Source organism: Pseudomonas sp. S8 (assembly GCF_050473925.1).
In the GTDB taxonomy this organism is placed as follows: domain Bacteria; phylum Pseudomonadota; class Gammaproteobacteria; order Pseudomonadales; family Pseudomonadaceae; genus Aquipseudomonas; species Aquipseudomonas parakoreensis.
On the sequence record NZ_JBFDVZ010000016.1, the window covers coordinates 3703439 to 3725831 of the forward strand.

Consider the following 22393-nt stretch of genomic DNA (forward strand, 5'->3'; position numbering starts at 1 on the left):
GTCTTCATTCCAATGGCATCACCGTGACCCGCACTTCCGGATCATGCGAACCGCCCCCCAGAATCACCCCGCGCAACGGCGACACATCGGAAAAATCCCGGCCCCACGCCAGGGTGATGTGCTCCAGCGCCGGCTGCACGTTGTTGGTCGGATCGAAATCCACCCAGCCCGATACCGGACAGAACACCGACACCCACGCATGTGACGCATCAGCGCCGATCAGTCGTGGCTGGCCCGGCGGCGGCTGGGTCAGCAGATAGCCGCTGATGTAACGCGCCGCCAGCCCCCGTGAACGCACGCACGCAAGCATCAGATGCGCGAAGTCCTGACACACGCCGCGCCGGCGCTCCAGCACCTCGACCAGCGGTGTCGCCACTTGCGTCGCCTCGGCGTCGAAAGTGAATTCGCTGAAAATCTTCTGCATCAAGGCCTGCACGCCCAGCAACAAGGGTTTGCCCGGAGGAAAACAGCTTTCGGAGAATTCGACGAAGCTGCGTTTCAAATGCACATAGGGCGACTGAAAGCGATACCGACAGGCCTCCAGCATTTCGGCGGACAACGGCTGGCTGCTGTAGGTCAGCGCGTTACGCGTCTGCTCCCACGCCGGGGACAGACTGAAATCCGCCAGCGGTCGCGCCAGCACTTCAACCGTGAGCCGTGCGTTGACCTGCAACTCGTCGTGCGGGCGCTCGAAGGCCAGCCGGGTCAGCGGATTGCCGAACACATCCAGCTCATCCCGCCGCGTCGTCGGCTGCGGGCTGATCAGCAATTGCTGCTCGGTGCAGCGCTGCCATGTGCACTCACGCGGCCATAGGTGCGCCAATTGCTGTGCCAGCGACACCGGGCTGTCGTAGTGGTAACAGGTGTCGTGGAAGATCTGGTAGTGCGCGCTCATCAGACGGACACCGTGCGCTGGCTGACATCATCGACATGGGCAAAATGGCGCAGCGCCAGCCGATCCGAGACTTGCCCGCTGGCCTCGGCAATCGCTTGCAGCAGATCCGCCAGACCATCGAGCGCCGCACGCACGCTGTTCTCTCCGAACAGCGGGTTCTCCAGACAGCCCAGATCGAACCGCGCCAGACGCTCGACCAATTGCGCCAGCCCGGCCTCGCGAGGTACGCCGAAATCATCGTTCAAGCGTTTCAAAGTGCGGGTCACCAGTTTCAACTGGAACAGCACCGCGTGCGGGTTCTGCTCATCCAGCAGCAACAGGTCGAGCACCGGAATCAACTGCGCCACCGCCAGGTAACGCGAACGGTAGGTGATACTGCTGTTGCCCAGTTCCAGCAACCATTCCAGCCCGGCCTGATCGAACGCCCCGGCACCGCGCAGAAACGCCGCCAGACTGCTGCTGAGAAACTGCAAACGTTCGATGCGCCGGCCGATCATCAGAAAGCGCCAGCCTTCGTCGCGGGTCATGTCGTCGAGGGCAAACCCGGACAACGCCGCCAGTGACATCACCAGCCGGTTGAGGAAATCCAGCAACTCGCCGAAATCCGGCTCCTCGGTGTCCAGTTCCAGCGCCTCGCGCTGCAACTCGACCAACGCCTGCCAGTTCTCCCGCGAAAGCTTGCCGCGCACCTGCGAGGCCGCCCACTGCAAGCGCTGCAGGTTGGAGCGCAGGCTGAACGACCAGTCCTCGCCGAGCAGCGCCGCCAGCAGCCGCTCCGGCAACTCGCCCTCCTCCGGCAGCAACATCAGACGCTCGCCCAGCGCCACCGCTGCCTGCAAGGCTTGCGGATCATCACCATCGACATACCGCGCGAGCATGATCCGCATTAGTCGCGCACTGTCGTCACAACGCTCGCAGTAACGGCCGAACCAGAACAGATTCTCCACCACCCGCGAGGGCAGGTACGGATCGCGGCGCACCAGATCGTGTACACCGACGTTACGCTGGGTTTTCCATTGTTCGCCACTCGGCGCACGCTCGCCCAGCACCCAAGTGTCCTTGCTCGCGCCACCGCGCTGCATCGACACCACTTCGGCATCGGCCTCGGCGGCCACCCGGGTCAGGCCACCGGGCAGCACGCGATAGCCATCGCGACTGGCCACGGCGTACATGCGCATGCCGATGGCTCGCGGTTGCAACTGGCCGTCTTCGGCTTGCCAGATCGGCGCCTGCGACAACTGCGCCAGCTCTTGCGCGACATAAGCGTATGGCCGGGCCTGCATGCGCTCGGCGAGCGCCTGACGCTGTTGTTCACTCAGATCGCGGCCGAATACCGGCGCGAAGCTTTGTGAAGGGAATGCCGGTTTGATCAGCAGCTCCGGCAGTTTTTCCAGCGCCTGCGCCAGCACCGGCGCCTCGCCGCACCACCAGGTGGCGATGGATGGCAGCAGCAGTTCTTCGCCGAACAGGTACTGATTGATCTTCGGCAAAAATCCGAGCAATCCCGGCGACTCCAGCACGCCGCTGCCCAACGCATTGGCCACCAGCACCCGGCCCTGACGCACCGCCTCCAGCAAGCCGGGCACCCCGAGTGCCGAGTCGGTGCGCAGCTCCAGCGGGTCGCAGAAGTCATCGTCGAGCCGGCGCATGATCGCGTGCACCCGGCGCAGACCGCTGAGGGTTTTCAGGTACACCGTGGCGTCGCGCACCGTCAGGTCGCCGCCCTCCACCAGCGGATAACCGAGCTGACGCGCCAGATAAAGATGTTCGAAGTAGCTTTCGTTGAAGCGCCCCGGCGTGAGCAACACCACCAGCGGCGCGTCGTCAGCACATGGCGCCTGACGCGCGAGGGTTTCCTGCAGGGTGCGAAAGAACCCGGCCAGGTGCTGCACCTTCAGATCGCGGTACAACTCGGGAAACGCCCGTGAAACGATGGTGCGGTTTTCCAGCGCATAACCGGCGCCCGACGGCGCTTGAGTACGATCCGCCGTAACCCACCAGCGCCCGTCCGGCGTGCGCGCCAGGTCCACGGCATACAGATGCAGAAACGCCTCTTCCGGTGGCGCGATGCCCTGACAGGGCCAGAGAAAATTGTTGTGGCCGAACACCAGCTCCGCCGGCAACAGCCCTTCGCGGATCAGCCGCTGCGGCCCGTACAGATCCGCCAGTACCGCGTTGAGCAAACGCGCACGCTGGGCAATCCCTGCCGACAGGTGCTGCCATTCATCAGCAGCGATCACATGCGGCAGCAGGTCCAGCTCCCACGGGCGGTCTGCGCCCTTCGGATCGGCGTACACGTTATAAGTGACCCCGTTTTCCTGAATCTGTCGGGCGAGCAACGCCTGCCGCTGCACCAGTTGCGCCGGGGTGCTGCGCTGCAATTGATCGAACAGCCGCCGCCAGTGCGGGCGCACTTCCCCGCTGTCATCCAGCAGTTCGTGATAAGTGCCCGCAGTGCGCGGGTAGCGGTCTAGCAGGTCAGGCATGGAAAGCTCGGCAGACAGCAGGGAACGGTCAGACTAACGCAGGCACATGACGTGCGGATATACGAAAAATCCGCATGTCGTGCAGGACTTAGAAACGTCGTAAATCGAGCGTCATCGGCAACTCGTCGGAGATTGTCAGGTTGGGTATCGGAAGTTTTCCCGGCGTGTGTCCGATACGGAAAAACCGCGCCATGCGCCGGCTCTCCGCCTCGTTGGCGTTGACCGGCAACGTTTCGTAATTGCGCCCGCCCGGGTGCGCCACGTGGTACTGACAGCCCCCCAGCGAACGCTGCATCCAGGTGTCGAGCAGATCGAACACCAGCGGCGCGTGCACCGGGATGGTCGGTTGCAGACAGTTGGCCGGTTGCCAGGCCCGAAAGCGCACACCAGCGACGAACTCGCCGATGCGCCCGGTCGGTTGCAGCGGCACCGGGACGCCGTTGCAGGTCAGCAGATAACGCTGCGGCGGCAGGCCGTTGAGTTTGATCTGCAAACGCTCCAGCGACGAGTCGACATAACGCACCGTGCCGCCCGCCGTACCTTCCTCGCCCAGCACATGCCAAGGCTCCAGCGCCTGACGCAGCTCCAGTTCGATGCCGTTGACGGCGTAATCGCCGACCTTGGGAAAGCGGAATTCCAGGTGCGCGGCGAACCATTCGGCGCGCAGTGGGTAACCGGCATTGTTCAGTTCGACGATGACGTCGGCGAAATCCTGCTCGATAAAGTGCGGCAGCATGAAACGGTCGTGCAGCTCGGTGCCCCAGCGCGCCAGTTTTGGCGGCGCATACGGCTCGCGCCAGAAGCGTGCGACCAGCGCGCGCAGCAACAACTGCTGGGCCAGGCTCATGCGCGCGTGGGGCGGCATCTCGAACGCGCGCAGCTCCAGCAGACCAAGACGCCCGGTAGCGCCATCCGGTGAATACAATTTGTCGATGCAGAACTCGGCGCGGTGAGTGTTGCCGGTGACGTCGATCAGCAGATTGCGCAGCAAGCGATCCACCAGCCACGGCGCGCACTCTTGGCCCGGTTCAGGCATCTGCGCGAAGGCGATTTCCAGTTCGTACAAAGCATCGTTGCGGGCCTCATCAACACGCGGCGCCTGCGAAGTCGGGCCGATGAACAACCCGGAAAACAGGTAGGACAGCGACGGGTGGTTGTGCCAGTAGCTGATCAGGCTGCGCAGCAGATCCGGACGACGCAGGAACGGTGAGTCCGCCGGGGTCGCGCCACCGAGGACGAAATGGTTGCCGCCGCCGGTGCCGGTATGGCGCCCGTCGATCATGAATTTTTCGGTGGTCAGGCGGGTTTGCCGCGCCTGTTCATAGAGAAACTCGGTGCGTTCGACCAGTTCGTCCCACGTCGCCGATGGCTGCACGTTGACCTCGATCACCCCCGGATCCGGGGTGATGCGGAAGTTGCTCAGGCGCGGGTCACTGGGCGGCTCGTAACCTTCCAGCAGCACCGGGCAATGCAGCTCTTCGGCGGTAGCCTCGATGGCCGCCACCAGTTCCAGATAGTCCTCGACCCGCTCCAGCGGCGGCATGAACAGATACAGACGCCCTTCGCGCGCTTCGGCGCAGAAGGCGGTGCGGGTCAGCCAGTCGGCGGACTCGTCGATTTTCGGCGCGCGTTCGGCGGCCGTGGCGGGTTCGGCATGACTGTTGAGCCGAGTGGTGTCCGGCAGTTCGGGGAAGGCCTGATTCGGATCGTTGGGATGAATGAACGGATACTCGGCAGCCTTCACCCACGGCTGCGAACCGAGTGGCAAGCGATAACCCAGCGGCGAATCCCCCGGTACCAGTCGGCAATGCTCGTCGCGCAGATACCAGCGCCCGCTCTGCCATTGATCACCCTTGGCGGTACGGGCCAGCGGCAGCACCTGGCCGATTACCTTATCCAGCCCCTGAGCGAAAACCTTGCGCAGACGCGCACGCTCCAGCGGTTCTTCAAGACGCGAGTCTTCAGCGCTGACGTTGCTCGGCAATGCGCCCTCGCGCCAGAGGTAATAAAAATGGTCTTCGTAGGCTGGAAACACGAAACGTGCAGGCAATTTCAGGCGTTCGGCAACACTCGCGAGAAAGCGTCCCGCCAGTTCGCCATCGGCGCCGTAGTCCTGCTGCTCATCGGCGATCAGCGCGCTGTTGTGCCAGATCGGCACGCCGTCGCGGCGCCAATAGCAGTTGAGCGACCAGCGTGGCAATTGCTCGCCCGGGTACCACTTGCCCTGACCGAAATGCACCAGGCCTTTCGGCGCATAGTGCTGGCGCATGCGCTGGAACAGTTCGGCGGAAAGGCGGCGCTTGTCTGGGCCCAACGCTGCTGTGTTCCATTCGGCGCCGTCCGGGTCGTCGATGGAAACGAAGGTCGGCTCGCCGCCCATGGTCAGGCGCACATCACCTTCCAGCAGATCGGCATCGATCTGCCGGCCCAGCGCCTGAATCGCCAGCCACTGCTCATCGGTATAGGGCTTGGTCACCCGTGGCGCTTCCCAGATCCGCTCCACCGACATTTCGTGGCTGAACTGGCATTCGCAGGGCTCGACCAGACCACTGATCGGCGCAGCAGAGGAAGGATCGGGACTGCAGGCCAGCGGGATATGCCCTTCACCGGCGAACAGCCCGGACGTGGCATCCAGACCAATCCAGCCAGCGCCCGGCAGGTAAACCTCGCACCACGCGTGCAGGTCGGTGAAATCGACGTCGGTGCCGGACGGGCCGTCGAGGCTTTTCACGTCGGCGGTCAGTTGAATCAGGTAGCCGGAGACAAAACGCGCGGCCAGCCCGAGGTTGCGTAACAACTGCACCAACAGCCACGCTGAGTCGCGGCAGGAGCCGGACGCCTGTTCGAGGGTGTGTTCCGGGGTTTGCACGCCCGGTTCCATGCGGATCAGGTAGCGAATGTCTTCGCTGAGACGCTGGTTGAGCATCACCAGGAAATCCACCGCCGGCAGCGGCGTGCGATCAATGCTCTCCAGATAGGCTTTGAAGGCTGGGGTCAGCGGCAGGGTTTCGAGGTACGGCGCCAATTCCTTGCGCTCATCTGCGGCGTAACTGAAGGGGATTTTCTCGGCATAGGGTTCGAGGAAGAAGTCGAACGGGTTGAACACCGCCATCTCGGCCAGCAGATCGACTTCGATGCGCAACTCGTCGGTTTTCTCGGGGAACACCAGACGCGCGAGGTAGTTGCCCTGCGGGTCCTGCTGCCAGTTGATGAAGTGCTGCTCGGGCGAGACCTTCAGCGCATACGACAAGATCCGCGTGCGGCTGTGGGCGGCCGGACGCAGGCGCACGATCTGCGGGCCGAGTTCGACAGCGCGGTCGTAGCGATAATGCGTGACGTGATGCAATGCGACATGAATCGACACGGCGTGCCTCCTGCGAGCCTAAGCGTATTCGAAAGCGCGCAAGACTTATGCCATGCAGAGGCTTGGGCGCTTTCCCGGAATGCTCAGGGCAGTACAGCACCAAAATCGGGCGATGCGGGGAAATGGTTCGAGGAAGTTGCGCCTAAATGTGGCGAAGATCAAAAGATCGCAGCCTGCGGCAGCTCCTACAGGGAAACGCATGACCCGATGTAGGAGCTGCCGAAGGCTGCGATCTTTTGACCTTGAAAAAAAACGCCAACCCGAAGGTTGGCGTTCTGTTGAAACAAAAAGCGACTCAGCGCGGAACGACGGGCTTGCGTGCCGGTTTCGGCCCCTTGCCCTTGGCCGCTTCCTTGCGCTCCTTGGCCGCCTGCTGGTTGCGGGCAAACGCCGCAGCCTTGGCTTGTTCACGCTTGTCCCAAGGGTTGCCACCGTCACTGGCACGCGGCGGCAGGCCGGTGTGCTGGGTGAGAATCTTGGTGGTCTTCTCTTTCGCGACCTTGTGACTGCCAGCCGGCGTCGAGTTCTTGCGACGGGCGCTCTGGTAGCTGTCGGTGGCCGGCTGATGCAGCGGGATCAACTGGTTCTTGCCCGGCCCGATCAGGTCGGCGCGGCCCATGCGGGTCAGCGCTTCGCGCAGCATCGGCCAGCCTTTCGGGTCGTGATAACGCAAGAACGCCTTGTGCAGACGACGCTGCTCCTCGCTCTTGACGATAGTCACACCGTCGCTCTTGTAGGTGACCTTGCGCAGCGGGTTCTTGCCCGAGTGGTACATCGCGGTGGCGGTGGCCATCGGCGACGGGTAGAACGCCTGCACCTGGTCGGCACGGAACCCGTTGCCCTTGAGCCACAGCGCCAGGTTCATCATGTCTTCATCGGTGGTGCCCGGGTGCGCAGCGATGAAGTACGGGATCAGGTACTGCTCTTTACCGGCTTCCTTGGTGTACTTCTCGAACATGCGCTTGAAGCGGTCGTAAGTGCCGATCCCCGGTTTCATCATCTGGTTGAGCGGACCTTCCTCGGTGTGTTCCGGGGCGATCTTCAGGTAACCACCAACGTGGTGAGTCACCAGCTCTTTGACGTACTCCGGCGATTCGACCGCGAGGTCGTAACGCAGGCCGGAGGCAATCAGGATCTTCTTCACACCCGGCAAGGCGCGGGCGCTGCGGTACAGCTGAATCAGCGACGAGTGGTCGGTATTCAGGTTCGGGCAGATGCCGGGGAACACGCAGGACGGCTTGCGGCACGCGGATTCGATTTCCGGGCTCTTGCAGGCGATGCGGTACATGTTCGCGGTCGGGCCGCCAAGGTCGGAGATCACGCCGGTGAAGCCAGGAACCTTGTCGCGGATCTCTTCGATTTCGCGAATGATCGACTCTTCGGAACGGTTCTGGATGATCCGGCCTTCGTGCTCGGTGATCGAGCAGAACGTGCAGCCGCCAAAGCAGCCACGCATGATGTTCACCGAGAAACGGATCATGTCGTAGGCCGGGATCTTTTCCTTGCCGTACGCCGGGTGCGGAACCCGTGCGTAAGGCATGCCGAACACGTAGTCCATTTCTTCAGTGGTCATCGGAATCGGCGGCGGGTTGAACCAGACGTCGATCTCGCCATGTTTCTGCACCAGCGCGCGGGCGTTGCCCGGGTTGGTTTCCAGGTGCAGCACGCGGTTGGCGTGGGCGTACAGAACCGGGTCGTTACGCACCTTTTCCATCGACGGCAGGCGGATCACGGTCTTGTCGCGGGTCATCTTCGGGCTGGCCAGAATCTGTACGACCTTGGCTTCCTCGGGATCGTCCACCGGGCCTTTTTCTTGCTCGATGGCGCAGGCCTGGGTGTCCTGGGTGTTCACGTACGGGTTGATGATCTTGTCGATCTTGCCCGGACGGTCGATGCGCGTGGAGTCGACTTCGTACCAGCCTTGCGGCGTGTCACGGCGGATGAACGCGGTGCCGCGCACATCGGTGATGTCTTCGATCTTGTGCCCATAGGACAGGCGCTGGGCCACTTCGACAATGGCCCGCTCGGCGTTGCCGTACAGCAGAATGTCAGCGCTGGCGTCGATCAGGATCGAGTTGCGCACGCGATCCTGCCAATAGTCGTAGTGGGCGATGCGACGCAGGGACGCCTCGATGCCGCCGAGAACGATCGGCACATGCTTGTACGCCTCTTTGCAACGCTGGCTGTAGACCAGGCTCGCGCGGTCCGGACGTTTGCCCGCCATGCCACCCGGCGTGTAGGCGTCGTCGGAACGGATTTTCTTGTCCGCGGTGTAGCGGTTGATCATCGAGTCCATGTTGCCGGCCGCGACGCCGAAGAACAGGTTCGGCTCGCCGAGCTTCATGAAATCGTCTTTGGACTGCCAGTTCGGCTGGGCGATGATCCCGACGCGGAAGCCTTGAGACTCCAGCAGCCGGCCGATGATCGCCATGCCGAACGACGGGTGATCGACGTAGGCATCACCGGTGACGATGATGATGTCGCAGGAATCCCAGCCGAGCTGATCCATCTCCTCCCTGCTCATCGGCAGGAATGGCGCTGGCCCGAAACATTCGGCCCAGTACTTTGGATAGTCAAATAACGGCTTGGCTGCTTGCATGTCGATAACCGGTGTTGGCTTTCATTGAATTTCGCGGGCGCGGAATATAGCACAAATTTTGACCAATTCCGACGGCTATGGTCGGAAATTGTGCTTTACCTGTGGCGAGGGAGCTTGCTCCCGCCGGGTTGCGAAGCAGCCCCCAGAATTCGACTGCTGCACAGCCGATCGGGAGCACGCGCCCTCGCCACAAGTGCTCGACGTTACTCGTCGTCGTCGAAGTTGTAACTGCCCGGCGCGAGGTTTTCGAAGCGGGTGTACTTACCGATAAACGCCAGGCGAATAAAGCCGATCGGGCCGTTCCGCTGCTTGCCGATGATGATTTCGGCGATGCCCTTGTGCTCGGTTTCCGGGTGATACACCTCGTCCCGGTACACGAACATGATGACGTCGGCGTCCTGCTCGATCGCTCCGGATTCCCGCAAGTCGGAGTTCACCGGACGCTTGTTGGGACGTTGTTCCAGGGAGCGGTTGAGCTGCGACAGCGCCACCACCGGGCAGTTGAATTCCTTGGCCAGGGCTTTCAGGGATCGCGAGATCTCGGAAATCTCGTTGGTCCGGTTGTCGCCGCTGGAGCCGGGAATCTGCATCAGTTGCAGGTAGTCGATCATGATCAGACCGATATCGCCATGCTCGCGAACCAGGCGCCGGGTTCGCGCACGCATTTCCGACGGGCTGATGCCGGCGGTATCGTCGATGAACAGCTTGCGGTCGTTGAGCAGATTGACCGCCGAGGTCAGGCGCGGCCAGTCGTCGTCTTCCAGCTGGCCGGAACGCACTTTGGTCTGATCGATACGCCCCAGGGACGAAAGCATACGCATGATCAGCGATTCGCCTGGCATCTCGAGGGAGTACACCAGCACCGCCTTGTCGCTGCGCAGTACGGCGTTTTCCACCAGGTTCATGGCGAAGGTGGTCTTACCCATCGACGGACGGCCGGCGACGATGATCAGGTCGGCCGGTTGCAGGCCGCTGGTCTTCTCGTCAAGGTCGGTATAACCGGTGGACAGGCCGGTGATCGAGTCGGCGGTGTTGAACAGGGTGTCGATGCGATCGATGGCCTTGGTCAACAGTTCGTTGACGCCCACCGGCCCGCCGGTCTTGGGGCGCGCCTCGGCGATCTGGAAGATCTGCCGTTCGGCCTCGTCGAGGATCTCTTCGGCGGTACGACCTTCGGGGTTGAAGGCGGCGTCGGCGATTTCGGTGCTGATGCCGATCAGTTGGCGCAACGTCGCCCGCTGGCGAACGATCTGCGCATAGGCCTTGATGTTGGCAACGGACGGCGTGTTTTTCGCCAGCTCGCCGAGGTAACCGAGGCCGCCAACCTGAGACGTCTGACCTTCCTTGTCCAGTTGCTCGGCAAGGGTCACGACGTCGATCGGCATGTTCTGATCGGCCAGTTTGGCGATCGCACGGAAGATCAGGCGGTGGTCATGCCGGTAGAAATCGCCGTCGGAGACTTGATCGAGCACGCGTTCCCAGGCGTTGTTGTCCAGCATCAGACCACCGAGTACAGCCTGTTCGGCCTCGATGGAATGCGGCGGCACTTTCAGCGCGGCGGTTTGCAGATCGTATTGCTCGGGAGCGGTGATTTCGTTCATGGCCACTTGGAGTCAGGGTTGAAAACGGGAGTACCAGAAAGACAAAGGGCACGACCTGTAAACAGGATCGTGCCCGATGTTACCGGCTAGCACCCGAGGGTGCCAGCCGACAAGTATTGCTTAAGCTGCTACCACGACAACGCGTACGGTGGCTTCAACTTCGGCGTGCAGGTGCACAGCCACGTCGAATTCACCCACGTTGCGGATGGTGCCGTTCGGCAGACGAACTTCGCTTTTCGCAACTTCAACGCCGGAGGCGGTCAGTGCGTCAGCGATGTCGTGAGTACCGATCGAACCGAACAGCTTGCCTTCGTCGCCAGCGGTGGCAGTGATGGTCACTTCCAGCTCGGCCAGTTGGGCAGCACGGCTTTCAGCCGATGCTTTACGGTCTGCGGCGGCTTTTTCCAGCTCAGCGCGACGCTCTTCGAACGCAGCCAGGTTGGCAGCGGTCGCAGCGGTAGCTTTGCCGAAAGGCAGCAGGTAGTTACGGCCGTAACCGGCCTTAACGTTTACTTTGTCGCCCAGGTTGCCCAGGTTGGCGATTTTTTCCAGAAGGATCAGTTGCATGTGGAAATCCTCTTAACTTTTAACCTTCACCGTTCGCGTTATCGGTGCCTTTCGACACGTGACGACCGCGAAAATCAATCAGGCTGTCGACAATGGCCAGAACCACGAGCAACGGATAGAGCAGCTGCATGAACAACAGCAGCGTGACGTACAACCCCACCAGCCAGAAACCGGCCAGTCGCTTCTGCCCGACCAGCCCGTGAATCAGGGCCAGTCCGGCGAACACCAGCGGTACACTGCACAACGGCGTCAACATGGCCATCTGTGCACCGAGATTCGGGCCCAGAAGCATCAACGCCAGCAGCAACATCGCCGGCCCCAGCGGGATCCGGATGGCGCGAAACTCGCGACCAAAACCACCCGGGTTGTACAACAACGCCTGCCAATGACGCCCGACAATCAGGCTCAGCACGCTGACGATCTGCAACAAGGCCGCAATCAGTCCGGTCAGGACCGGTGCAATCAGGGACGCGAAACGCGCTTGCTCATCGACCGACAATTGCTTGTAGGTTTCACCAAGAAGCGCCGGCATGACCTTTATCAAGGCCTGCGCGAGCATCTCGATCTGGGCCGCAAACGCTGCCCCGAGCACCACAGAAAACACCACTCCAATCACTACGCTGACCAGCAGCGTGCGGACCCAGGATTCGCTTGCGCGCAACACCAACGCAAGCCCCGAAGACCCCAGCAGCACCAGAAGTGCCCGCGGATCATCGGCATACAGCCACCAGATCAATGCCGGCAGCAGCCCCAGGGACAGGACGCCAATGGCGTCCGTCAGTCCGCGCCGCAGAAGCACCAGGCTCCCGGCGGCAGCACCCAACCAATACAACAACGGCAATGTTGCACACCCGGCCACTACGAGAGTGGCCTGCATACGGCCGCGCATGATGAACTCAGCTAAGGCACGCATGCATTCAATCCTTTGCTACTTGTCGACTGCCCGGTCTCAGCGGCCGTGGCTGTCGGTGTAGGCCAGCAGGGCCAGGAAGCGGGCGCGCTTGATAGCGGTGGCCAGCTGACGCTGATAACGAGCTTTGGTACCGGTGATGCGGCTTGGAACGATTTTGCCGGTCTCGGATACGTAGGCTTTCAGAGTGTTGAGATCTTTGTAATCGATCTCTTTCACGTCTTCAGCGGTGAAGCGGCAGAATTTACGACGACGGAAGAAACGTGCCATTTGATAGGCTCCTTAAAAGGTCCGTGGATTACTCGTCAGCGTTATCGCTGTTGTCGCTGTCATCACCCTCAACGCCATCAGCGTCGGAGTGCTCAGGACGGTCGCGACGCTCACGGCGCTCACTGCGGTTTTCTTCAGCCTTGAGCATCTCGGACTGGCCGGTAACGGCTTCGTCGCGACGGATGACCAGGTTACGGATCACAGCATCGTTGTAGCGGAAGTTGTCTTCCAGCTCGGCCAGGGCCTTGCCAGTGCACTCAACGTTCAGCATCACGTAGTGAGCCTTGTGAACATTGTTGATTGCGTAGGCCAGTTGACGACGGCCCCAGTCTTCCAGACGGTGGATTTTGCCGCCGTCTTCTTCGATCAGCTTGGTGTAACGCTCAACCATGCCGCCGACTTGCTCGCTCTGGTCAGGGTGGACCAGAAAGATGATTTCGTAATGACGCATGAATGCTCCTTACGGGTTGTAGCCTGCCGCTCAAAAACGGTCAGACAAGGAGTGAATGACACTTATGGACTTGCTGGCGCGGGGCACATGCGTGCCTGCCGTCACAGCAAGGGGCGCAATTGTAGAGAAGGGACTGCAGAGGTGCAAGGCAATTGGTGATTATTTGAACAATCACCGATCTTCGACCTGACACAAAACACTGTGGGAGCGAGCCTGCTCGCGAATGCGATCTATCAGGCAACATTATTGTCGTCTGACACACCCCTTTCGCGAGCAGGCTTGCTCCCACATTTGAACCGATTTCAGCTCAAGACTACTTCTTCGCGGCAACTTTGGCCTTGGCGCCGCGTTGACGCTGCGCTTCGAACAGGCACACACCGGTGGCCACGGACACGTTAAGGCTGCTGACGCTGCCGGCCATCGGCAGGTTCACCAGATAGTCGCAGTGCTCGCGAGTCAGGCGACGCATGCCTTTGCCTTCGGCGCCCATGATCAGGATGGTCGGGCCGGTCAGGTCCTGGTCATAAATGCTGACCTCGGCCTCACCCGCCGTGCCGACAACCCACAGACCGCGCTGCTGGAGCTTTTCCAGAGTGCGCGCCAGGTTGGTCACCGCCACCAGCGGAATCACTTCCGCCGCGCCGCAGGCCACTTTACGCACCACGGGCGTCAGGGTTGCCGACTTGTCCTTGGGCACGATCACCGCCAGCGCGCCGGCAGCATCCGCCGAACGCAGGCAAGCGCCGAGGTTGTGCGGGTCGGTCACGCCGTCGAGCACCAGCAACAACGGTGCGCCTTCGGTGCGGTCGAGCAGCTCGTCGAGCATCGCCTCGCCCCAGACCTGGCTCGGACTGACCTCCGCCACCACGCCCTGATGCACGCCTTCAACCCAGGCGTCCATTTCGCGGCGCTCGGCCTGACCGATCTGCACACGATTTTCATTGGCCAGTTCGATCAGGGTCTGCACGCGCGGATCATTGCGGCTTTCGGCCAGCCAGATCTGCTTGACGCGTTTCGGGTGGTGACGCAGCAACGCTTCTACCGCGTGAACGCCGTAGATTTTTTCCAACTGACTCATGACTTCGCCTTCGGTTTACGCGACCCGCCACTTTTGGCTGGAGCCGAACCCGCTTTCGGCGGGCCTTTACGGTGTTTGCTCGGTTTGGCTGGTTTGCCGCCGACGGCCTTGTCAGGCGCCGACCGCCCGGTCTTTCCCCCAGACGCCGCTTTACCACCGCTTTTGGCTTCGGCCAGCAAGGCCTTCTTCAATTCACGGCTTTTGCGCAGCTCGGCGTTTTTCGCCACGGCATCGCTCGGGCGATAGGCCTCGACGGCTTTCTCTTTGGCTGGACGACGGCTGGCGGTTTTGGCCGGAGCCTTGTCTTCCACAGCCTTGCTCGCAGGCGCTGCGGTATCGGCGCCACGTTTCTTGCGGCCAATCGGTGCGCTGATGGTTTTTTCGGCCATCTCGAAGTCGATCTTGCGCTCGTCGAGGTCGACGCGCATCACGCGCACTTCAACGGTATCGCCGAGACGGAAACTGCGACCGGTGCGCTCGCCCGCCAGGCGGTGATGCACAGGATCAAAGTGGTAGTAATCGCCCGGCAGCGCGGTGACGTGCACCAAGCCTTCGACATAGATGTCGGTCAGCTCGACGAACAGACCAAAACCGGTCACCGCCGTGATCACGCCTGGGAACGATTCGCCGACGCGATCCTTCATGAACTCGCACTTGAGCCAGTTCACCACGTCGCGGGTGGCCTCGTCGGCACGGCGCTCGCTCATCGAGCACTGCTCGCCGAGTTGCTCCAGCGCCGCTTCGTCGTACGGATAGATGCGCGCCTTCGGAATGGTCATCGCCCCTGCGCGGCGAACGTGCGGCGTGTCCTGCTTCGAATGGATCACGCTGCGGATCGCGCGATGCGTGAGCAGGTCCGGATAGCGACGGATCGGCGAGGTGAAGTGGGTATAGGCCTCGTAGTTCAGACCGAAGTGACCTTCGTTCTGGGCGCTGTACACCGCCTGGCTCAGGGAGCGCAGCATCACGGTCTGGATCAGATGGAAGTCCGGACGGTCCTTGATGCTCGCCAACAGGGCCTGATAGTCCTTCGGCGACGGTCCTTCCTTGCCTTTGTGCAGGGACAGGCCGAGCTCGCCGAGGAAGGCGCGCAGTTTTTCCAGACGCTCCGGTGGCGGGCCGTCGTGGACACGGTACAGCGCAGGGATTTCGTGCTTCTTGAGGAATTCGGCGGTGGCCACGTTGGCCGCCAGCATGCATTCCTCGATCAGCTTGTGCGCATCGTTGCGGGTGGTCGGACGGATTTCGGCAATTTTGCGCTCGGAACCGAAGATGATCCGGGTTTCCTGGGTTTCGAAATCGATCGCGCCACGCACGTGACGGGCAGCCAGCAACACTTTGTACAGCGCATAGAGCTGCTTGAGGTGCGGCACCACGTCGGTGTATTCGCCACGAAGCTTGCGTGCTTCGGTGGCTTTCGGGGTTTCCAGCATCGCGCTGACCTTGTTGTAGGTCAGACGGGCGTGGGAATGGATCACCGCTTCGTAGAAGCAGTAGTCGGTCATTTCGCCGGACTTGGAGATGGTCATCTCGCAAACCATGGCCAGACGGTCGACATGCGGGTTCAGCGAGCACAGGCCGTTGGACAGCTGCTCAGGCAGCATCGGCACCACGCGCTCGGGGAAGTACACCGAGTTGCCGCGCACCTGGGCTTCGTTGTCCAGCGCCGAACCGATCTTCACGTAGCTGGAAACGTCGGCAATTGCCACGTACAACTTCCAGCCGCCGGAGAACAGACGCAGTTTGCCCGGCTTGGCTTCGCAGTAGACCGCGTCGTCGAAGTCGCGGGCATCTTCGCCGTCGATGGTGACGAACGGCAGATGGCGCAGATCGACACGCTTCTCTTTGTCTTTTTCTTCGACTTCAGGCTTGAGCTTGGCGGCTTCTTTCAGCACTGCTTCAGGCCAGACGTGCGGAATGTCGTAGGTACGCAGCGCGACATCGATTTCCATGCCCGGCGCCATGTAGTTGCCGACCACTTCGATCACATCGCCTTGCGGCTGGAAGCGCGGCGTCGGCCAGTGGGTGATTTTCACCTCGACGAACTGACCGATTTGCGCGTTGGCGTTGCGACCTGGCGTCACCAGCACTTCCTGCTGAATCTTCGGATTGTCGGCAACGACGAAACCGATGCCGCCTTCTTCGAAGTAGCGACCAACGATACTCTCGTGGGCACGGGACACCACTTCGACGATCACGCCTTCCCGGCGACCGCGACGGTCGAGACCGGAAACCCGAGCCAGGGCACGGTCACCGTCGAACACCAGACGCATTTGCGCCGGGCTCATGAACAAATCTTCGCTGCCGTCGTCCGGCACCAGGAAGCCGAAGCCGTCACGGTGACCGCTGATGCGACCGAGGATCAGGTCGAGCTTGTCTACCGGTGCATAGGTGCCACGGCGGGTGTAGATCAGTTGAGCGTCGCGCTCCATGGCGCGCAGGCGGCGGCGCAGGGCTTCGATCTGGTCTTCCGTGGTCAGACCAAACTCTTCGACCAGTTGCTCGCGGGCAGCAGGCGAACCCCGATCAGCAAGGTGCTGAAGGATCAGTTCGCGGCTGGGAATAGGGTTTTCATATTTTTCCGCTTCACGAGCGGCCTCGGGATCGAGGGACTGCCAATCGGCCATTAGAGAGTTTTCACCTTGTCTATATGCGGGTTAGTTTGGCATAGGCGTCATCAAACGGGAAATTTCCGACTCTATAAGGCCCTTCTGAAGCCTTGTATCGACGCCTGAAAGCCCTTTTGAACACCGCCGGTAAAAAAAATCATTTTTTTTGCTGCCGGGGGTTTACAGTTAAAAAGGCGCTCCGTATAGTGCGCGCCATCGACGACGTACACACGTTGACGAGATGCCCAGGTGGTGAAATTGGTAGACACGCCAGCTTCAGGTGCTGGTGACCTTACGGTCGTGGAAGTTCGAGTCTTCTCCTGGGCACCAATTTCGAGTTTGAGACTAGAACAGTTTCAAGACTCACACAAAAACCCGCGAAAGCGGGTTTTTTGCATTCCGGGGAACGGTTTTGTCAAACCCGATTAATTAAAATTAAATCAGGGGTTTACAGATCAAAAAGCGCTCCGTATAGTGCGCCACATCAACAGCGGCAACGCTCGCGATGAATGCCCAGATGGTGAAATTGGTAGACACGCCAGCTTCAGGTGCTGGTGACCTTACGGTCGTGGAAGTTCGAGTCTTCTTCTGGGCACCAATTCAAACTCAAGGTTACGACGTTGAGTTCCCCAAAAACCCGCGAAAGCGGGTTTTTGCGTTTCTGGCGTTTGAAAACTTGCGCCCCGCCACTGTAGGAGCTGCCGAAGGCTGCGATCTTTGCTTTTAAAAAAAGATCAAAAGATCGCAGCCTTCGGCAGCTCCTACATTTCTGCGAATGCGCCGTACCAGAGCTGGCGGCAGCCCGCAAGGCGCACTTGAGAAACAATATCGTTTATCATTGTTGCAAGTTTTTGCAATGCGACAGTGAGGAACCCTGCGAATGATGTTTCGAAATACCCTGCGCCGCGGCTTGACCTTCACCCTGCTCGGCCTGGCACTCGCCACTCCCCTCACCCAGGCAGCCGATGCGGTTTCCCTGACGCTCTACAACGGTCAACACAAGGAAGTCGGCGATGCGATCGCCAAGGCTTTCGAGGCCAAGACCGGCATTCACGTCAACGTACGCAAGGGCAGCAGCAACCAGCTCGCCAGCCAGGTCATCGAAGAAGGCGACCGTTCCCCCGCCGACGTGATCTACACCGAAGAATCCCCACCACTGAACAATCTCGGCGAGCAAGGCCTGCTGGCCAAGACCGATGACGCCACGCTGGCCGTGCTACCGAAACAATACGTTGCCGGCAACGGCACCTGGATCGGTGTCACCGCGCGGGTTCGCGTAGTGGCCTACAACCCGAAACTGGTCGATGAGAAAGACCTGCCGAAGTCGGTGATGGAATTCTCCGATCCGAAGTGGCAAGGCAAAGTCGGATTCGTCCCGACCAGCGGCGCATTCCAGGAACAAGCCGTGGCGATCATCAAGATGCACGGTCGCGACGCCGCCGAAGAATGGCTGACCGGCCTGCGCGCTTTCGGCAAGACCTACAGCAACAACATGGTCGCCCTCAAAGCCGTGGAAAACGGCGAAGTCGCCACGGTGCTGGTGAACAACTACTACTGGTTCGCCCTGCAGCGTGAGAAAGGCAAACTCGACTCGAAACTGCATTACTTCACCGGCGGCGATGTCGGCGGACTGATCACCGTGTCCAGTGCTGCCGTACTGAAATCCAGCAAACACCCAAAAGAAGCTCAGCAATTCCTTGCCTACATGGCCAGCGAAGAAGGTCAGCGCGTGATCACCCAGACCACCGCCGAATACCCGCTGCACAAGGGCATGGAATCGGATCGCGGCCTCAAGCCATTCAGCGAACTGCAAGCGCCGAACGTGACCCCGGCCGATTTGGGCAACGCCGAGGAAGCCCTGGAGCTGGAACGTGAAGTTGGCCTGAACTGATGGCCGCATCGTTATCCGCCCCCGCCGCGCGCGGGGGTTACGTGCCACGACGCAAGCGGCCATCGATCTGGCTGGTGCTGCCGGTTTTATTACTGGTGGTGCTGAGCCTGTTGCCGCTGGCCTATGTCGGTCTGAAAGCCTGGCAGGCTGGTTGGGCCGAGGCGCTGCACTTGCTGTGGCGCCCCTATGTGTTTGGCCTGCTGCGCAACACGCTGGCGTTGATGGTTGGCGTGACGCTGACTTGCGGCGTGATCGGCCTGTCACTGGCGTGGCTGCTGGAGCGCAGCAATCTGCCGGGACGACGCCTGTGGGGCGTGATTCTGTGCCTGCCGTTCGCGGTGCCGGCGTTCGTCAGCAGCTTTACCTGGGTATCGTTGAGCGCACAGTTCGAAGGCCTCGGCGGGGCGATTCTGGTGATGAGCCTGTCGAAGTATCCGTTGATCTTTCTGCCGGTCGCGGCAACCCTGCGCAACCTTGATCCGTCCCTTGAAGAATCGGCTCGCACCTTGGGACAGAACCGCTGGGGCGTGTTTTTCCGCGTCACCCTGCCGCTGCTCTGGCCATCGCTGCTGGCCGGTTCGCTGCTGATTGCCCTGCACATGCTGGTCGAGTTCGGCGCGCTGTCGATCATCGGCCTGCAAACCTTCACCACCGCGATCTATCAGCAATTCGAACTGGAATTCAGCAACGCCAACGCGGCGATGCTTTCGGCGGTGCTGCTCGCGCTGTGTCTGATGCTGCTGTGGCTGGAGTTGCGTGTCCGCGGCAAGGGCCGCCATGTGCGCACAGGCCAGGGCGCGGCACGTCAGGCCGAGCAAGTGCGATTGGGGCCGTGGGCTATTGTCGGTCAGTTGTATTGCCTGTTGCTGGCGATTGTCGGCAGCGGAATTCCGCTGGGCATGCTCGCGTACTGGCTGGCGGTTGGCTCATCGGCAGCCTTCCCGGTCGCAGCGATCACAGAGGCGCTGCTGTCTTCACTGGCCTTGTCGCTCGGTGGCGCGGCGCTGTGCCTGCTGCTGGCGGTGCCGGTCGGACTGCTGGTGGTGCGTTATAAGGGCCAACTGGCGCTCTGGGCCGAGCGCCTGCCGTATCTGCTCCACGCCTTGCCGGGCCTGGTGATTGCGTTGACGCTGGTGTATTTCGCCCTGCATTACGTGCCGGCGCTGTACCAGACGTCGGCGTTACTGCTGATCGCCTATGCGCTGCTGTTTCTGCCGCTGGCGCAGGCGCCGATTCGCACGGCACTGAACAAGGCCGCGCCGCAGTTGGAAGAAGCGGCACGCACGTTGGGGGCCTCGTCGTTCACCGCGTTTTGCCGGGTGACCCTGCCGATCATTTTCCCGGCCTTGGGTGCGGCGTTTGCGCTGGTGTTTCTGGATGCGATGAAGGAACTGACGGCGACGCTGCTGCTGAGCCCTACCGGGCTTAACACGTTGGCAACCGAGGTCTGGGCGCATACCGCGAATGTCGAATTTGCGGCGGCGGCGCCTTATGCGGCGCTGTTGATTGTGGTGTCGGGGTTGCCGGTGTATCTGCTGACGACGCGGATGTATCTGAGCCGCTAAAAGATCGCAGCCTGCGACAGCTCCTACATGGGGATTTGCATTTCCCTGTAGGAGCTGCCGCAGGCTGCGATCTTTTGATTTAAGCCCTGAACTGTCCGAGGCTGGCCTTCAACTGCGCCGCCAACCCATCCAGCACCTTGCCACTGGCCGTGGTTTCCACCACCGCCTGCGCCGCTTTCTCGGCCTGAGCATGGATCGTCTCGACCCGCCCGCGCACTGCCTGCGCGCCCTGCGCCTGATGCGCCGCTGCCTGCGTCGCCAGACCGATCGCCGCATGCACCTGCTCGACCGAAGCCTGCACCGACTGCTGCAACCGTGCGCTGTCGCGTAACACCAGCAAACCTTCGCTGGCCTGCCGCCCGGCCTGACCAATCGCCTCGACCGCCTCACGCGCACCTTGCTGCAACGCGACGATGTGCGCCTGGATATCGCCCGTCGAGCTTTGCGTCTTGCTCGCCAGGGCGCGCACTTCATCGGCGACCACCGCAAAACCGCGCCCGGTCTCACCGGCCCGCGCCGCTTCGATCGCCGCGTTCAAGGCCAACAGGTTGGTCTGCTCGGCGATGCCGTGAATCACCGTCAACACCACTTCAATCTGTTCGCTCTGCTGCGCCAGTCGTTCGATGACTTTCGCCCCGGTATCGACCTGCCCGGCCAGCGCCTCGATCAAACTGCCGACCTTCGCCGAGGTGCGAGTATTTTCATCGGTGGCCTGGCGAATATCCACCACCTGCTTCAACGCCGCCTGCATGGCATGGCTTTCCGATTGCGCCTCGTCAGCCATTTGCGACAGCGCGCGCAGGCTCTCCGCCACTTCATCACGCTGCATCCCGGCCGCGGCGTCGGCACCGGCATTGCGCAGGGTCATGGCGCCGATTTCCACGCCGGTACGCTGGGCCACATCGCCCGCCTCACGCACGATCGGCTGTAACTTATCCACAAAGCGATTGACTGCCGAGGCCATGTCGCCGATTTCGTCCTTGCTGTTGATCTGCACGCGCTTGGTCAGGTCGCCCTCGCCTGCCGCCAGATCGTCCATCGCCGCATTGAGCATCTTCAAGCGATTGACTACCCGGTGCCCGAGCACCACCGCCAGCAACAACAGCACGCCACAACCGACGAGCGCCAGGCCCATGCCGATCCGCCAGCGCAAGGTCGCGGCGGCATCCTGCACAGTGCTGCTGGTATTGGCTTTCATTTCGGCAGCGGTGGATTGCGCGGACTGCAGGCGTGCCTGCATGGCTGTCGCGCTGTCCGCTGCTGCGCCCTTGAGGCTGTCGCCCACCAATTGATCGCTGCTGGCGATCAGCGCCGAGAAGCGCTGGTCGAGCGCCGCCAGATCGGTTTCCACCGACGCGGTCGAGACGCCCATCAGCACCTTGCCGATTTCCACGCCGTTAGGGTTGATCGACGCTTCGAGGTAGTAGACCGACGGATCGTTCTTCGCCGCGTCCAGTACCTTGTCCAGCGCACGCTCGCCCTGACCTTTTTCCAGCAGGGCTTTGTTGATCGGGTTTTCGCGATTGAGATAACGCGTCAGGTGTTGTCCGGTGGCGTCGTCGTAAACCACGAACAACACGTTGGGGTTACGCTGGGCGCGGCGGGCGAATTCCGACAGGGTTGGCACGTCGCTGTCCCACATGGCACGAGGCGCCACTGAGGCGAGCAACTGGGCCATGTCATTGGCCGAATCCTTCAGGTCTTTTTCCAGCGTCGCACGCAGTTGTGCCTGCTCATCCTTCAGACGCGCGGACAGGCCGGCGGTCAGACGCTGCCGGGTACTTGAGGAAAGGTTATCGAGGCTTGAGGTGACTTCGCGCCCGGCCTGCTCCAGCTCGCCGGAGAGCTTTTGGCTGTCAGCGCCCAGACGAGTGCCGAGATCAGCCTCCAGCGCCGTGACCGTGCTTCGTGTCAGGGCGACTGCCACCAGCACTTGCACCAAAAGGGCGATACCAAGGGTAACGAACACGGGCCGCAACAAACGGCTTTGTAACAGTGAGAGAACGGCCGACACTGTGAATCCCTCTACGTCTGACGCCATTAATTTGATGGCACTCTTGTAGGAAGATTTACAGCAAAGGTCATGCCGTCCAACAGGCATAAACGA

14 protein-coding genes and 2 tRNA genes are annotated in these 22393 nt (G+C 61.5%); 4 read left to right on the top strand and 12 right to left on the bottom strand.

Annotated elements, in window-relative coordinates; translation table 11 throughout:
• Positions 1-4: 4 nt before the first annotated feature.
• The 11 genes from AB1J88_RS17900 to rnr form a co-directional block, all read right to left on the bottom strand.
• A complete protein-coding gene (locus tag AB1J88_RS17900) occupies positions 5-895 on the bottom strand; it encodes a transglutaminase family protein (protein ID WP_430291621.1) in 891 nt (296 codons plus the stop codon).
• A complete protein-coding gene (locus tag AB1J88_RS17905; RefSeq protein WP_430291622.1) occupies positions 895-3381 on the bottom strand; it encodes a circularly permuted type 2 ATP-grasp protein in 2487 nt (828 codons plus the stop codon). Before AB1J88_RS17905 ends, AB1J88_RS17900 begins: the two co-directional genes overlap by 1 nt.
• An 88-nt stretch (positions 3382-3469) precedes the next feature.
• Positions 3470-6745 carry a DUF2126 domain-containing protein gene (locus AB1J88_RS17910; protein ID WP_430291623.1) on the bottom strand — a complete coding sequence of 1092 codons (3276 nt, stop codon included), beginning with the start codon at positions 6743-6745 and terminating at the stop codon, positions 3470-3472.
• Positions 6746-7040: 295 nt separating this feature from the next.
• Positions 7041-9344 carry a YgiQ family radical SAM protein gene (locus tag AB1J88_RS17915; RefSeq protein WP_041065663.1) on the bottom strand — a complete coding sequence of 768 codons (2304 nt, stop codon included), beginning with the start codon at positions 9342-9344 and terminating at the stop codon, positions 7041-7043.
• Between the two features lie 203 nt (positions 9345-9547).
• The gene (dnaB, locus tag AB1J88_RS17920) at positions 9548-10945 is read right to left on the bottom strand and encodes a replicative DNA helicase (RefSeq protein WP_041065665.1); all 1398 of its coding nucleotides are present in this window, start codon (positions 10943-10945) and stop codon (positions 9548-9550) included.
• Between the two features lie 120 nt (positions 10946-11065).
• On the bottom strand, positions 11066-11512 hold the full coding sequence (gene rplI / locus AB1J88_RS17925) for a 50S ribosomal protein L9 (RefSeq protein ID WP_003186385.1): 447 nt from the start codon (positions 11510-11512) through the stop codon (positions 11066-11068).
• A 19-nt stretch (positions 11513-11531) separates the two neighbouring features.
• Complete coding sequence (locus AB1J88_RS17930; RefSeq protein WP_145596121.1) at positions 11532-12425, bottom strand: hypothetical protein; 894 nt, start codon at positions 12423-12425, stop codon at positions 11532-11534.
• Positions 12426-12461: 36 nt separating this feature from the next.
• Positions 12462-12692, bottom strand: a complete 231-nt coding sequence (rpsR, locus tag AB1J88_RS17935) for a 30S ribosomal protein S18 (RefSeq protein WP_002551829.1) — start codon at positions 12690-12692, stop codon at positions 12462-12464.
• Positions 12693-12720: 28 nt separating this feature from the next.
• Positions 12721-13143 carry a 30S ribosomal protein S6 gene (rpsF, locus tag AB1J88_RS17940; RefSeq protein ID WP_003221133.1) on the bottom strand — a complete coding sequence of 141 codons (423 nt, stop codon included), beginning with the start codon at positions 13141-13143 and terminating at the stop codon, positions 12721-12723.
• Between the two features lie 313 nt (positions 13144-13456).
• Complete coding sequence (gene rlmB, locus AB1J88_RS17945; protein ID WP_047290988.1) at positions 13457-14221, bottom strand: 23S rRNA (guanosine(2251)-2'-O)-methyltransferase RlmB; 765 nt, start codon at positions 14219-14221, stop codon at positions 13457-13459.
• Positions 14218-16848, bottom strand: coding sequence for a ribonuclease R (rnr, locus tag AB1J88_RS17950; RefSeq protein WP_430291626.1), 2631 nt, complete (start codon positions 16846-16848; stop codon positions 14218-14220). Before rnr ends, rlmB begins: the two co-directional genes overlap by 4 nt.
• 225 nt (positions 16849-17073) lie before the next feature.
• On the opposite strand from rnr, the gene AB1J88_RS17955 reads away from it, so the two are divergent.
• The 4 genes from AB1J88_RS17955 (at position 17074) to AB1J88_RS17970 (ending at position 20286) form a co-directional block, all read left to right on the top strand.
• Positions 17074-17160, top strand: a tRNA-Leu gene (locus AB1J88_RS17955).
• 181 nt (positions 17161-17341) lie between these two features.
• A tRNA-Leu gene (locus AB1J88_RS17960) sits at positions 17342-17428 on the top strand.
• 282 nt (positions 17429-17710) lie between these two features.
• A complete protein-coding gene (locus AB1J88_RS17965; RefSeq protein WP_041065682.1) occupies positions 17711-18721 on the top strand; it encodes an extracellular solute-binding protein in 1011 nt (336 codons plus the stop codon).
• Entirely contained in the window at positions 18721-20286 is a 1566-nt protein-coding gene (locus AB1J88_RS17970; RefSeq protein ID WP_095667686.1) for an ABC transporter permease, read from the top strand. Before AB1J88_RS17965 ends, AB1J88_RS17970 begins: the two co-directional genes overlap by 1 nt.
• 79 nt (positions 20287-20365) lie before the next feature.
• Here AB1J88_RS17970 and AB1J88_RS17975 read toward each other — a convergent pair whose 3' ends face one another.
• A complete protein-coding gene (locus tag AB1J88_RS17975; protein ID WP_041065689.1) occupies positions 20366-22300 on the bottom strand; it encodes a methyl-accepting chemotaxis protein in 1935 nt (644 codons plus the stop codon).
• Between the last annotated feature and the right edge of the window lie 93 nt (positions 22301-22393).